Source organism: Bacillus sp. FSL K6-0138, assembly GCF_037982765.1.
GTDB lineage: Bacteria > Bacillota > Bacilli > Bacillales > Bacillaceae > Bacillus > Bacillus glycinifermentans.
Genome location: NZ_CP150286.1, coordinates 3,487,609 through 3,501,380, shown reverse-complemented (window position 1 = coordinate 3,501,380; position 13,772 = coordinate 3,487,609). Strand labels below are relative to the sequence as shown.

The following is a 13,772-nucleotide window of genomic DNA, read 5'->3' as shown; positions in this document are numbered from 1 at the left end:
TTTGACGGCTGCCTTAAAACATATTCCCGCACATTTCATCTTTTGACGCCCCCCCTCATACAATAAAGATAAGTCCAACCGGGGGGGATTCATTATTGAGCGTGCGGGAGCAGAAAGAACTGGAGCGGGCGATTGAAGAAATTACGGAGATCGCGAAAGGATTCGGCCTTGATTTTTATCCGATGAGATATGAAATATGCCCGGCTGAAATCATCTATACATTCGGCGCCTACGGGATGCCGACGAGATACAGCCATTGGAGCTTCGGCAAGCAGTTTCACAAAATGAAGCTTCATTACGATTTTGGTTTGAGCAAAATATATGAGCTTGTCATCAATTCAGATCCCTGTTATGCTTTTTTGCTTGACAGCAATTCGCTTGTCCAAAATAAACTGATTGTCGCTCACGTACTTGCCCACTGTGATTTCTTTAAAAACAACTGCAGGTTTCAAAATACAAAGCGCGATATGGTCGAAAGCATGGCTGCAACGGCGGAGCGGATCAAGCATTATGAGACGATCCACGGCGCAAAGGAAGTCGAAGCTTTTCTCGACGCGGTTTTAGCGATTGAAGAGCATATTGACCCGTCATTGGTGCGCCCGAAGCTTTCGTGGAGCATCGATGATGAAGACGACGAGGAAGAAGAAAGATCCTCATCGCCGTATGATGATCTGTGGGAATTGGACCGGAAAGAGCCGAAGCAGAACAAGAAAAAAGCGAAAAAGAAATTTCCGCCGAAATCCGAAAAAGACATTTTGCTGTTTATTGAAGAACATTCACGGGAACTTGAGCCATGGCAGCGGGATATTTTGACGATGATGAGGGAGGAAATGCTGTACTTCTGGCCGCAGCTCGAAACAAAAATTATGAACGAAGGATGGGCGTCCTACTGGCACCAGCGGATCATGCGCGAGCTTGACCTAACCTCAAGCGAGGCGCTTGAGTTTGCCAAGCTGAATGCCGACGTCGTCCAGCCGTCCAAAACCGGCATTAATCCATACTATCTCGGGCTGAAAATATTCGAAGACATTGAAGAACGGTACAACAACCCGACGGAAGAAATGAAGAAGATGGGGGTTCAGCCGGACTCGGGAAGAGAGAAAATCTTTGAAGTCAGAGAAATCGAATCAGATATTTCGTTTATCCGCAATTATTTGACGAAGGATCTCGTCAGGCGGGAAGACCTTTATCTGTTTCAAAAACAGGGAAGGGATTATAAAATCGTCGACAAGGACTGGAAGTCGGTGCGCGACCAGCTTGTCAGCATGCGGGTAAACGGAGGCTTTCCTTATCTGACCGTTGAAGACGGGGATTATATGAAAAATTACGAGCTGTATATTAAGCATTGGTATGAGGGGATCGAGCTGGATTTAAAATACCTTGAAAAAGTCCTTCCTTATCTCCATCAGCTCTGGGGAAGAAGCGTCCACGTCGAAACCGTGCTCGAGGATAAGCCCGTCATGTTTTCATATGACGGAAAGGCGGTTCACCGCAGATATTTGTAGGCGAAAAAAGAGGGGAAGCCCCCTCTTTTTTTATTTTCTGTTTTTTAGGATCTTGAAGATGTTTTTTGCTTGGTCTGTATTATCCAAGAGGCCTGTAAACTGCTCTTTTCCCGGGCCGAACGCATAGACCGGCACTTCCTCGCCCGTGTGGTCGCCCGTTGTCCAGCCTGTATGCGAACGGCTGTCAAAAATGGTTTTAATCGCTTTTTCAACGGCGTCCGCTTTTTTTGTCCCGGCCGCTTTTTCAACGCTGTTGATTTCATCCTTCGTTAAGGCGAAGCCAATCCGGTTTTTTAGTACGCTTGAAACCGATTTGCCGCTTGCGATTTCATTCGCCATGAAGGCAGGGGTCTTTTTGGCTGCCAAAATCGGCTGAGGGAACCAGTTTTTCTGTCCGTCCGTTCCGACCGTCATTCCGCCAGTGGAATGATCAGCAGTTGCGATGACGAGCGTATGCTTGTCCTTTTTGGCAAAATCGACGGCAGCTTTAAACGCTTTTTCAAAATCTCTCATTTCGCTCATTGCGCCGACAATATCGTTGTCATGGCCCGCCCAGTCAATTTGGCTTCCCTCAACCATGAGGAAAAATCCTTTTTTATTTTGATTGAGCCTTTCGATGGCGGACTTGGTCATGTCTTGAAGAGACGGTGTTTCCGCGCTTCGGTCTATCGCCTTGTCAAGCCCGCCGTCCGCGAACAGACCGAGAACCTGCTCGTTTTTGTCCTTGAGCAGCTGTTTTTTATTTGTCACATAGCTGTATCCGTCTTTTTGAAAGGCCTTTGTCAAATCGCGGTCTTTCCGTACGAAATTCGTTTTGCCCCCGCCGAGGAGAACGTCAATCCTGTGCTTTCCTTTGATTTTGCCGTTGAAATAGTCATCTGCGATCTGGTCCATGTTTTTCCGCGATTCGTTGTGCGCCCCGTAAGCGGCCGGGGTGGGGTGGGTAATCTCTGATGTTGCAACAAGCCCTGTTGACATTCCTTTCGCTTTTGCTTCTTCGAGGACGGTTTTGACCGGCTTTTTATGTTTATCGACGGCGATCGCGTTATTATACGTTTTCACGCCTGAAGACATGGCCGTGGCGGCTGCCGCCGAATCGGTGATGTTGTATTCCGGGTCATCGGGATACGTCATTTGCAATCCGGTGAGGTATTTGTCAAATTCAGTCGGTGTGCCCTGTTCTTTGTTTTTAAATGAACGGTAGGCGGAAGTGTAGGAAACGCCCATCCCGTCGCCGATCAAGAAGATCACGTTTTTAATGTCAGGCTCCTTTTTTTTCGTCTGCTTTGCATATGCTTCGTCTGTTCCATTAAGTCCCGTGCCGATAACAGTTCCGATTGCCAAAGCCGAAATCCCGGCAAACGCAAAAATTTTGGACTTTAATCCCATTTGATATTTCCCCCTTATCGCATCAGCTTCATGTTTTATCGTAAAGGAACGATGTTTGCCGGGTTTTAACGGAACATAAAGATGATGTAAAAAAATTGTAAAATGGCAGATGCCGAGATTGGCAAACATTCACAAAACAGATCGAAATCCCTCGGAAAAAATAGTTGCAAACGATTGCTTTTATGTTAATATCAAGAAAAAGTGGGTGTTCTTGGTGATCTCGGCGAAAAAAGAATTGCGATATTATCTGCAACAAGACAAGAAGGCTTTAGGCATCTCAAACCGAAAACGGCCCAAACGGTTTGGCGATTACATATGGAAATATCAAATATGCCTGCGAAAGCATGAATACTACACGAATACGGGCTCAAGAATATGGAAGCATGTTTACAGGTACCTTCATAAGAAAAAAGGATTAAAACTCGGCTTCGACATCCCCGTGAACGTGTTTGGGCCCGGATTAAGAATCAACCATTTTGGCTTAATCGTAGTGAACAGCAATGCCAAAATCGGCGCAAATTGCGACATTCACCAAGGAGTCAACATCGGACAGAACCATGGCCAATATGATGTTCCCACAATAGGCGATCATGTATGGATCGGTCCGGGTGCGAAGCTGTTCGGCAAGATACAGATCGCAAACGGCGTCACGATCGGAGCCAACGCCATCGTCAATAAGTCGTTTACTGAAGAAAATATTACAATAGCCGGTGTGCCTGCTAAAAAGATTAAAGAGGGCAGTACTGTGAAAGATGAGCCTAACTGCCCGCAAAAAGGAGAACCTGTCCATCTGTAAACGCCGGTTCTTTCTTTTTGCCTCACAACTCCATGACTGAATTCTTCATAAATGCAATGATTTAACCATTTTGGCTTTGTCGTATTCCGGTTACGTTTGAAACACAAATGAAATATTTAATACCCTTAAAAACTTTTTTTAAAAACGAATATTTAAGCAATTTGATGCAGGAAGTCAAGACTATTTCTATTGGAATGTCCTCCTTATAATAGAAACAGAGGAAGGCTGAAGCGTCAGCCGTTTCGATGATTCTATCAGAAACTATTATTTTAAAATAATTCGTGAAAATCTGCTTATGGGAGGACAACATGAAGAAACAGGTTTTAACAGCAACAACGGCGATTGTTTTGGGAAGTTCATTGTTTGCAGGTGCGGCATCCGCACAGACGGTAAAGGTGAAAAAAGGCGATACATTATGGGGATATTCAAAAAAGTATGGAACAACAGTCAGCAAGATCAAAAAGGAAAATAAACTGACGTCAGATACCATTTACATAGGCCAAACGCTGTCCATCAATGGAAGCAGCAAACAATCAAAAGTATCCAGCTCTTCTTCAGCGACGCACAAAGTCGTCAGAGGAGACAGCCTTTGGAAAATTTCAAGGACCTATAACATGACCGTTAGTGAATTAAAAAAGCTGAACGGCTTAAAAACAGATCTCATCCGGATCGGACAAGTCCTGAAAGTAAAAGGGACAAGCAGCGTAAAATCGACATCCGGCAGCACAGCAAGCAAGAAGACAACATCCAGCAATAAAACAGTACAAAGCTCATCTAAGCTTAATACATCAAAGCTTGTCTCAGATGCACGCGCTCTGATCGGAACTCCTTATAAATGGGGCGGCACGACTCCTTCAGGCTTTGACTGCAGCGGATTTATCTGGTACCTGTTGAACAAGCAAACAAATGTGGCGAGAACGAGCACAGCCGGATACTGGAGCTCTATGACAAAAGTATCAAGCCCTGCGGTCGGCGATTTTGTCTTCTTTACGACCTATCAGGCAGGACCGTCACATATGGGTGTTTACATCGGAAGCAACAAATTCATTCATGCAAGCTCAGACGGCGTGATGATCAGCGATATGACATCAAGCTATTGGAAGCCGCGCTACCTTGGCGCAAAACGCTTCTAATCGCCCCTTTAGAAAACCCGTTCCCAGCTGAACGGGTTTTTTTGCGTCTCAAAACCGAAACTGTGACAAGAACGCCAGAAAGCTCTGTACTTTCTCATTGTCAATCAGGCTGACCGCATATCCTCCTGCAACCGGAAGCTGCATAAAGTCGCACGGAACCTCTATTAATCTTCCTTCCATCAGTTCGCGACGCACGGTCGATAACGGCAAAAATGAAATCCCGAGTCCTTCCGAAATCAATCGTTTCGTAATATGCGTCTGGGAAACGAGCATCGTTCTGACAAACGGAAATTTGAGCCTCAGCTGGCGGACCAAATCATCCCAATATTCGGGGTGGTTGTGGGTAAGCAGCAAATATTGTTCAAGCAGTTCCTCGACATCAAGCGGAGGAGCGCTTTCAGGTTCGCGCCCGTCGTGAGGGGCGACGAGAATAACAGGATCGCTGTACATCGAATAACAGGTCAGGTTTGACGATTGCACTTTTAAACAGCTTAATCCGACATCTGCTTCACCGGCTAATATTAAAGGCGCGATTTCCGCCGACTCGGCGATTTTGATTTTCATTTCCGAGTCTGGGTGCAATGACGTATATTTCTTCAGGATGAATGGCAGGATGGTATCGGCGATGAGCGGCGAGACTGCCAGGTTCAATGTTTGCAAGTATCCTTGCCTGATTCTGTGAAGCTCGGCCATGCTGGATTCGTAATCTTCCAAAAGCCGCAGGGCAAAAGGGAGATATGCTCTGCCTTCTTTCGTTAAGTGAATGCTTCTTCCTTTTCTGACGAATAATTGGCAGCCGAGCTCTTCTTCAAGCAGTTTGATTTGAACAGTGACAGTCGGCTGGGATATGAATAGCGTTTCTGCTGTCTTTCTGAAATTTTCGTATTTTGCAGCTGTAACGAAGGTGTGAAGCCATTTGAAATCCATATCGTTCCTCCTGATTAATTTTATTAATCAAAGACATCAATATAATTCAATATTTTTTAAATATTATATCAACTATAATGAAAATGACAAAGGAAAAAGGAGGAATCTCAGTTGGTATATCATGGATTAAAAGGGATTGCATGTGTTGAAACATCGATCAGTCATATTGACGGTGAAAAAGGAAAACTCATCTACAGGGGATACAACGCAGAACAACTGGCACTCACCTCAACTTTTGAAGAAGTCGCATATTTGATCCTTCACGGAACGCTCCCACAAGAAGAACACCTCAGACAATTCAACGAAATGCTTGCTTCTTACCGCCCATTGCCGGAATCGGCCGAACGATTGATAAGGAGCCTGCCGGCGCAAATGGACGATATGGCGGTCCTGCGTACGGTCATCTCTTCATTCGGAGAAAAAACGTATACATTCCGCCCGACAATGGAAGAGGCCGTTCGGCTGATCGCCGCCGCTCCATCTATCATCGCTTGCAGAAAACGTTTAATGGACGGACACGAGCCCGTACAGCCGCTTAGCGAACTGGGCTTCGTAGAAAACTATTTTTATATGCTGAAAGGGACACGCCCGACAGAAGCGCAAAAAAAGGCGCTTGAAACGTATATGATTCTCGCGATGGAACACGGCATGAACGCGTCAACTTTTTCGGCAAGGGTGACGGTATCGACGGAATCCGATCTTGTTTCAGCCGTGACGTCCGCGCTCGGCACGATGAAAGGGCCTCTGCACGGCGGAGCTCCGTCAGCCGTCACGGAAATGCTCGAGGACATTCGGGAAAAGGAAAATGCCGAAAGCTATTTAAGAGAAAAGCTTGAAAAAGGCGAAAGGCTGATGGGATTTGGGCATCGCGTGTATAAGACGCACGATCCGCGGGCGAAGGCCTTGAGGGTGAAGGCTGAGGAAATTGCCGGAGGCGACCGGGATATCGATCTGGCGCTTCATGTCGAAAACACCGCCATCCGCCTGCTGGAAGAATATAAACCGGGCCGGAAGCTTTATACGAACGTAGAGTTTTATGCGGCAGCCGTCATGAAAGCGATCGATTTTGACGCATCATTGTTCACACCTACATTTTCGGCAGCTAGAATGGTCGGATGGTGTGCGCACGTGTTAGAACAGTCTGAAAATAATACGATTTTCAGGCCGTCCGCTAAATATATCGGAGAAATGGCCGTTCCGTTGACACAATAAAAACGAAACAAGCTGACGCTGATGTTCAAGCGGCGTCAGCCCGTTTCGTTTTTTGCTCTTTTGTTTTACGTCAAGAAGCCTCATGACGCGCCAAGCATTTTCAGCGGTGCCTGAATCCCATGGGTGTTCCCTCAGACTGCTTGTATGACCCCACATACCAACTCTCCGCAAATTTTTCGCCTTCTGCAGCCCAGTAGCGGCCGCCGTCAAGCGATTCTGAAGCTGACGGTGACCGGACATTCAAATATAAAGAAATGAGACAAATTTGCTGTTTTCTAAGTCATGGGCGGTTTTAGAGCCGAATCAGGACGGTGCGAAAGAAAGGCAATGGGAAGTTCCATTGTGATTATTCTGTGAACATTTTGATTTGCCATTGCCGTTTTAAACATGCTGATCACGATTCCAGTTTGCAAGCTTCCGCGGCGATTCGCTCGAACGACTGGATAAACGGCTTGATTTCCGCTTCGTCAAGGACGACGAGCAGCCTCGTGAGCGCGTCGCGGAACTGTCTGCTTGCTTTCTCAAGGGCGGCAGCTCCTTTCTCGGTAAGCTTCAGAATCGTAACACGCCTGTCGCGCGGATCGTTCAAGCGTTCGACGAACCCGTTGTGAACAAGCCGGTCAATGCTGACCGTGATGGCGCTTGGCTTTACTTCCATTCGGTCAGCCAGAAGAGAGGACGTCATTCTTTCCTCATCGGCGATTTGTTTTAAAATGAAACATTGCTGCCCCGTCAAACCGTCTTCCAGCTTTGCAGTAAACCAGGTAAACAGCTTTTTATTCGTCGCGGCCAATGCCTTATGAAACCTCTCGGTGTAGTCGGTCCATTCTTTCGATGTATGGGAGATTGTCATTGTTGATTCACCTTCTCATTTTATTCCTCTTGTTAAAATTACTGTTTATTAACATTTAAATAAGTTAAATAAATGATAAACGAGAACGTCTGACACTGTCAAGGACAGCCCGTTTTATATGCAGTCTTCGCTGCGAGATTGGTGAATGTTTTGTGAAAACTAGCAAATGTATCGATATATAGGATTTGGATCTGTAAAACACTATTTCAAAAATTTAGATTGGTAGATTATTTTACGTATTTTTTCCTATAATACCAACTATGTGATAGAGTATAAAAAATATTTTTAAAATTTTGTTTTCTTTTTTCGTTTTTCCTATATAATAAGAACAGAAAGTGCGTAGTATTTTCGGATAATATTAACTGAAAATTCAGAATAAATTGATTTTTAGGGGGTGGTGCTTTAGCAATTCATGAGCTAAAACCGCAAACTCAGGTAAATTCATAATTCCATGGGAGTGAAGTCATAATGAAAGACGGACTATTCAGAAAAAAAAGGATTGACAGCTTAATTGCTGCGACAAAAGGGGAAAAATCTCTAAGGAGGGATCTCGGCTCCTTTGACTTAACGATGCTTGGAATCGGGGCGATTATCGGTACGGGCATTTTCGTATTGACGGGTACGGGCGCTTTGACCGCGGGACCGGGGCTTGTGCTTTCATTCGTTATCGCTGCATTCGCGTGTTTGTTTGCCGCTTTGGCGTATGCCGAATTCGCTTCAACCGTACCGGTCTCAGGATCGGTTTATACCTACACGTATGCGACGCTTGGGGAATTGATGGCGTTTATCATCGGCTGGGATTTAATTCTTGAGTATTCATTGGCTGTTAGTACGGTGTCTGCCGGGTGGTCCGGTTATTTTCAATCGTTTTTGAACGGGCTCGGCATTCAGCTTCCAGTTGAATTGACAGCCGCTCCGGGCGCAATAAAAGGAACTGCAACCTATTTTAACCTGCCTGCATTTTTAATTGTCATCTTAATTACTTTTTTACTGTATCTTGGAATCCGTGAATCCAAACGGGTGAACAATATTATGGTCGTGATAAAAATCCTCGTCGTATTCGTATTTATCGCGGCTGCTGTCATGTATGTAAAGCCGGCCAACTGGCAGCCGTTTATGCCGTTTGGTTTTACGGGCGTATTCAACGCTGCGGCGCTTGTTTTCTTTGCCTTCATCGGATTTGATGCCGTGGCTTCCGCCGCTGAAGAAACGAAAAATCCGTCGCGCAATCTGCCGCGCGGGATCGTGTATTCGCTGCTTGTTTGTACCTTCTTATATGTCGTCGTATCCGCAATCATGACAGGCGTCGTTCCGTTCATGCAGTTTAAAGGCATCGACCATCCGGTTTCGCTTGTCCTGCAAGTCACAGGCCAGAACTGGGCGGCGGGCATTATTGACGTAGGGGCCATCCTCGGGATGACAACCGTCATGCTGGTCATGCTTTATGGACAAACCCGCGTCATGTTTGCGATGTCCCGCGACGGTTTGGTTCCCCCGGCGCTGTCCAAAGTCCATCCGAAGCATAAGACGCCGTATATCAACACATGGTTCTTCGGTATTCTTTCCGCTTTAATGGGAGGATTCGTTCCTTTGGATGAGCTTGCAAAACTCGTCAATATCGGAACGCTGTCTGCGTTCATCCTGATTTCCATTGCCGTCATCGTGATGAGGAAGACACAGCCTGACCTGCCGAGGGCATTCAGATGTCCGGCAGTACCGCTTGTTCCGATTTTAGCCGTGCTGTTCTGCGGTTTTCTCATTCTGAACCTTGGCGGAGAAACGATCATGCGTTTTCTGATCTGGCTGGTAATCGGTCTTGCCGTCTACTTCCTGTATTCGAGAAAGCATTCAAAACTCGGACAAACGGAAAATGAGTCTTAAAAAGGATATGAAAAGAAGCAGCTGACAAGGCTGCTTCTTTTTGTCTATTCGGAAAAGTGGAAATACGGCAGAAAGCTTTAAAAAAAGCCGCAAAATAAGAGATAATAGAATCGAAACGGAAAGGAAGTGAATGAATGAGCGACCGAAATTTATCAGTGAAATGGGCATCCAAAATCGGATTTGTCCTCGCCGCCGCAGGGTCTGCCATCGGCCTTGGCGCTATTTGGAAGTTCCCTTATGTCGCAGGAACGAACGGAGGAGGCGCATTTTTTCTTGTCTTTGTTCTTTTTACGATCCTATTGGGATATCCCCTGTTATTGGGAGAATTTATTTTAGGCCGAAAAGCCCGGTCTGATGCCATCGGTACATATAAAACAATCGCGCCCGGCACGGCCTGGGTTGTAACGGGATGGGTCGGAATCGCCGCATGTTTTCTCGTGCTCACATTTTACAGCGTGATCGGCGGATGGATTTTGCTTTATATCTTGAAAGCCGTGACAGGTTCTTTATCAGGACTTACACAGCCTGAGTACGGGGAGCTTTTCGGCTCGATCATTCAGGATCCGCTGCAGACTCTGGCGGCGCAGCTCGCGTTTATCGTGATGACGATCATCGTCGTAGCCAAAGGGGTGCAAAAAGGAATCGAACGGGTCAGTTCCATCATGATGCCGCTCTTATTCGTTTTATTTATCACGCTCGTCGTGCGGGCGCTGACGCTCGATCATGCGATGGACGGCGTTCGCTTTCTGCTCGTACCCGACTTTGGCAGCCTCACGCCTCAAGCGATTCTTTTTGCGCTTGGACAAGCTTTTTTTACGCTGACCCTCGGCGTGTCAGTGATGGTGACGTACAGTGCGTATTTGTCAAAAACGCAAAATTTGCCGAAATCGGCATTGTCGATTGTGATCATGAACCTCGCCGTGACGCTCCTTGCCGGTCTGGCGATCTTTCCGGCTGTTTTTTCATTCGGGCTTAAAGCCGATGAAGGGCCGACGCTATTGTTTGCGGTGCTTCCGGCCGTATTCGACCGGCTGCCGTTCGGAATGCTGTTTTTCGTCGGATTTTTGATCGCGTTTTTATTTGCCGCGCTGACGTCTGCTTTTTCAATGATTGAAATCATCGTCGCGGCGATCACGAAAGGCGATGATACGGGAAGGCGAAAATGGACATGGTCGATCGGCCTTATGATATTCATCGTCGGCATTCCGGCATGTCTCTCTTACGGTGTGCTCGATCAGCCGCTGATTTTCGGCAAAACGTTTTTCGATGCGGCGGATTATGTCGTCAGCAATATCCTCCTGCCTCTGGGAGCGCTCTTAATGTCGCTTTTCATTCCTTTAAAATTGTCAAAAACGGATTTATACGATGAAATGAAAAGCGGAGCAAAAGCGGGGAAAGGGTTTTTTCTCGTCTGGTATTATCTCCTCCGTTTTCTCGTTCCGCTTGCTATTGTGCTTGTCTTTTTGAATTTAATCGGAGTGTTTACATTTTAATTGACGTGGAGATGAGGGAATATGATGAAACATATTCAAAGGATGTTTCCAAGCGAAGACGGCAACAGAGAAGCCCGGTATGAACTGCTTGGCCTGTTTGAAACAGTGCTTGCCGGAATGGACAAGAGAAAAGATCCAAAACGGCTCATACTCGGAAAAGAGGAACATGTGTCGGCCGATTATTATCAACGCATCATCAATCAGGCCGCACTCCCTGAAAAAGGACTCGGCGCAAAAAAAAGCGTTGAACAGCTGTTAAACCTGCTGGAAGGGCACCGCTTTTTAAACCGTCAATATGTTGCAAATGCCACTCCGCTTCCGAATAATGCAAGCCTGGCCGGGAATCTGATGATGGCGCTTTTAAACGGAAACAATTTATGGGATGTCGACGGCACGGCAGCTGCCAAAACGGAAGTGGAGATCACGGCGATGCTGTCTGACATCGTCGGCTATGACAGGCAAAAAAGCACCGGATTTACAACATGGGGCGGACAGGGAGCCGTCTTTCAATCGCTCAGGCTTGCGATCGCGAATGCCTGTCCTGAGGCAAACGAAAAAGGAACTCCGTCCCATTTGTACGCGTTTTGTTCAGAGCTTTCGCATTTCAGCCTCTATAAATCGATGCAGGCCGCAGGGATCGGGACAGATCATTTGATCCGGATAAAAGCGAATGACGACCATTCGATGAACCTTGCCGATCTGCGCGAAAAAATGGAGACGGTCATCGAAAGCGGCGGCCTTCCGGTTTATGTGCTCGCAACGCTCGGAACGACTGACACATTCGGGATTGACGATCTGGCGGGCATCAGGCGCACGGCGGAGGAAGTCGCAGCCAAAAACGGGCTGCCTCAAATATACATACATGCCGATACGGCGATGGGCGGAATGTACAGTTTTTTTAACGAATACCATTTTGAAGAAAATCCGCTCGGGTTTGAGGAAGAAGTACTCGGCGTGCTGGCGTTCTACCAGTCTCATTTTCGGAACCTCAGCCTTGCGGACAGCCTCGTGTTCGATTTTCATAAGCTCGGCCAAACACCGTATGCGACAAGCCTATTTTTAGTCAAAGACAGAACGGCATTGCGAGCGGTCGACCTTGATCCGGATGAAACGCCGTATGTCGGGAACAGAGGCTTTGGCAGCTATCATACAAGCTATACCCTTGAATGTTCGCGAATGGGAAGCAGCATTCCGATCTATGCGTCTTTGCTTGCCTTCGGCATCGAGGGCTATCAGGAGCTGTTGGCGAACTACATCAGGGTAAATGCGGCGTTTCGCAGGAAGCTGACAGAAGCGTTTCCGAACGCGGCCGTCACAAATGGGATTTCGCCGGTGACAACCTTCAGGTTTTACCCGGGAGTTGTCCGCTATCAAGATGAAATAAGCGGAAACATAACAGAAGAAGAGGTTCTGGAGATTAATCGGTATAATGAAAAAATCGCCGAAACATTGGGGCGCTTCCGCAGCGAAACTTATTTCGGCAGCACGAAAAAACAGCGGTATGTGTATCCGGCTGACAGCCGGTCGCCTGTACCGCTCTATGTGCAAAAATTTTACAGCGTTTCCCCCTATACGACGGTGGAATCGGTTGATGAGTATATCGATTTTTTAAAAGCCCGCATTGAGCCGCTTGATGTCATGATAGGGTGAACTTCGAAAAGCTATGGAAGTTTTTCCATAGCTTTTTCATGCATTTATCGCTTTTTCATAACCGGCACCCATATCTCGCTTTTGAAGGACGGCGAATCGGTATCTTTGCTTTCATTCCAAAGGATTTCCGGACCTCCCGTCTGTTCGTAGTTCGATGAAGGAAACCATTCGGAATAAATCCGCCCCCATACATCCTGCAAGGTGTCCGGAAATGGCCCGTTTACCTCGAATACGGCCCATGTTAAGGCAGGAACCTCAAGCTGTTCAAAGTGATCAGGGCATTTTTTCGTCGTGGCCGCGCCAATATAGTGATCAAGTTCTCCTCTCTCTTCCATCCGGCCTTCGGAAAAATTCGCAGACGCTTGAAGCAGTCCGATTGGCTCCACATTAGACAGCCCTTTTAGCTGAGCGATCGACTCCTTATTCAACGTTTTCCACATAGCGGCGATTTCCGGATTGATTCCGCGGAATACGATCGGGACTCTTTTTCGTATACCGACTATTCGAAACGCACCTTTTTCTTCAATTCGATAGTTCATTTCGCTTCCTCCTTTAATGGTTAGCTGGAAGGTCATTTTAGGAAACGCTTTAAGCGTATGTGCGCCGCGTCTGGCTTCCGTCGGAGTAAGGCCGTGGAATTTTTGAAATGCCCGGGTAAAAGCGTCAGGGGAATCGTATCCGTATTTCACGGCGATGTCGATCACTTTGGCGCCGCTGTCTTTCAATTCAAATGCTGAAAGAGAAAGCCGTCTGCGGCGGATATATTCAGAAAGCGGAATGCCTGCAATAAAGGAAAACATTCGTTTGAAATGGTATTCAGAGCAGAAAGCAAGCCTTGCTGCTTCTTTATAGTCAATGTCGTTCGTCAAGTTTTCTTCAATGTACGTCATTGCTTCGTTGAAGTGCTTAAGTGTATCCATCGTATGACCTCCT

At 46.7% G+C, this 13,772-nt stretch carries 11 protein-coding genes; 7 read left to right on the top strand and 4 right to left on the bottom strand.

Going from position 1 to position 13,772, the window contains the following annotated elements; all coding sequences use genetic code 11:
• Window positions 1-95: 95 nt before the first annotated feature.
• Window positions 96-1,505, top strand: coding sequence for a SpoVR family protein (locus MHB78_RS18525; RefSeq protein WP_046129712.1), 1,410 nt, complete (start codon window positions 96-98; stop codon window positions 1,503-1,505).
• Between the two features lie 30 nt (window positions 1,506-1,535).
• Here MHB78_RS18525 and MHB78_RS18520 read toward each other — a convergent pair whose 3' ends face one another.
• Window positions 1,536-2,894: an alkaline phosphatase gene (locus MHB78_RS18520; RefSeq protein ID WP_046129768.1), complete on the bottom strand. Its 1,359-nt coding sequence runs from the start codon at window positions 2,892-2,894 to the stop codon at window positions 1,536-1,538.
• Window positions 2,895-3,108: 214 nt separating this feature from the next.
• Between MHB78_RS18520 and MHB78_RS18515 the strand changes: the two genes are divergently transcribed.
• Together MHB78_RS18515 and MHB78_RS18510 are read left to right on the top strand one after the other, a co-directional pair.
• Window positions 3,109-3,690 carry a serine acetyltransferase gene (locus MHB78_RS18515; RefSeq protein ID WP_046129769.1) on the top strand — a complete coding sequence of 194 codons (582 nt, stop codon included), beginning with the start codon at window positions 3,109-3,111 and terminating at the stop codon, window positions 3,688-3,690.
• A gap of 308 nt (window positions 3,691-3,998) precedes the next feature.
• Window positions 3,999-4,823: a C40 family peptidase gene (locus MHB78_RS18510; RefSeq protein ID WP_046129713.1), complete on the top strand. Its 825-nt coding sequence runs from the start codon at window positions 3,999-4,001 to the stop codon at window positions 4,821-4,823.
• A 48-nt stretch (window positions 4,824-4,871) separates the two neighbouring features.
• Here the strand turns inward: MHB78_RS18510 and MHB78_RS18505 are convergent, their stop codons facing one another.
• The gene (locus tag MHB78_RS18505) at window positions 4,872-5,750 is read right to left on the bottom strand and encodes a LysR family transcriptional regulator (protein WP_046129714.1); all 879 of its coding nucleotides are present in this window, start codon (window positions 5,748-5,750) and stop codon (window positions 4,872-4,874) included.
• A gap of 111 nt (window positions 5,751-5,861) precedes the next feature.
• Here MHB78_RS18505 and MHB78_RS18500 point away from each other — a divergent pair, with 111 nt between their 5' ends.
• Complete coding sequence (locus MHB78_RS18500) at window positions 5,862-6,962, top strand: citrate synthase/methylcitrate synthase (protein ID WP_046129715.1); 1,101 nt, start codon at window positions 5,862-5,864, stop codon at window positions 6,960-6,962.
• 394 nt (window positions 6,963-7,356) lie between these two features.
• Here MHB78_RS18500 and MHB78_RS18495 read toward each other — a convergent pair whose 3' ends face one another.
• Complete coding sequence (locus tag MHB78_RS18495; RefSeq protein ID WP_052948501.1) at window positions 7,357-7,815, bottom strand: MarR family transcriptional regulator; 459 nt, start codon at window positions 7,813-7,815, stop codon at window positions 7,357-7,359.
• Window positions 7,816-8,283: 468 nt separating this feature from the next.
• On the opposite strand from MHB78_RS18495, the gene MHB78_RS18490 reads away from it, so the two are divergent.
• From MHB78_RS18490 to MHB78_RS18480, 3 genes are all read left to right on the top strand, one after another.
• Entirely contained in the window at window positions 8,284-9,696 is a 1,413-nt protein-coding gene (locus tag MHB78_RS18490) for an amino acid permease (RefSeq protein WP_046129716.1), read from the top strand.
• A gap of 134 nt (window positions 9,697-9,830) precedes the next feature.
• The gene (locus tag MHB78_RS18485; RefSeq protein ID WP_046129717.1) at window positions 9,831-11,189 is read left to right on the top strand and encodes a sodium-dependent transporter; all 1,359 of its coding nucleotides are present in this window, start codon (window positions 9,831-9,833) and stop codon (window positions 11,187-11,189) included.
• A 21-nt stretch (window positions 11,190-11,210) separates the two neighbouring features.
• A complete protein-coding gene (locus MHB78_RS18480) occupies window positions 11,211-12,839 on the top strand; it encodes a pyridoxal-dependent decarboxylase (RefSeq protein WP_082094048.1) in 1,629 nt (542 codons plus the stop codon).
• A gap of 44 nt (window positions 12,840-12,883) precedes the next feature.
• Here the strand turns inward: MHB78_RS18480 and MHB78_RS18475 are convergent, their stop codons facing one another.
• Window positions 12,884-13,759: an AraC family transcriptional regulator gene (locus tag MHB78_RS18475; RefSeq protein ID WP_046129718.1), complete on the bottom strand. Its 876-nt coding sequence runs from the start codon at window positions 13,757-13,759 to the stop codon at window positions 12,884-12,886.
• Window positions 13,760-13,772 lie beyond the last annotated feature (13 nt).

Bases quoted from the DNA above. Each gene is read 5' to 3' on its own strand.
- MHB78_RS18485 (WP_046129717.1), top strand. From the start codon at position 9,831: ATGAGCGACCGAAATTTATCAGTGAAATGGGCATCCAAAATCGGATTT.
- MHB78_RS18475 (WP_046129718.1), bottom strand. From the start codon at position 13,759: ATGGATACACTTAAGCACTTCAACGAAGCAATGACGTACATTGAAGAA.
- MHB78_RS18510 (WP_046129713.1), top strand. From the start codon at position 3,999: ATGAAGAAACAGGTTTTAACAGCAACAACGGCGATTGTTTTGGGAAGT.
- MHB78_RS18495 (WP_052948501.1), bottom strand. From the start codon at position 7,815: ATGACAATCTCCCATACATCGAAAGAATGGACCGACTACACCGAGAGG.
- MHB78_RS18505 (WP_046129714.1), bottom strand. From the start codon at position 5,750: ATGGATTTCAAATGGCTTCACACCTTCGTTACAGCTGCAAAATACGAA.
- MHB78_RS18490 (WP_046129716.1), top strand. From the start codon at position 8,284: ATGAAAGACGGACTATTCAGAAAAAAAAGGATTGACAGCTTAATTGCT.
- MHB78_RS18520 (WP_046129768.1), bottom strand. From the start codon at position 2,894: ATGGGATTAAAGTCCAAAATTTTTGCGTTTGCCGGGATTTCGGCTTTG.
- MHB78_RS18480 (WP_082094048.1), top strand. From the start codon at position 11,211: ATGATGAAACATATTCAAAGGATGTTTCCAAGCGAAGACGGCAACAGA.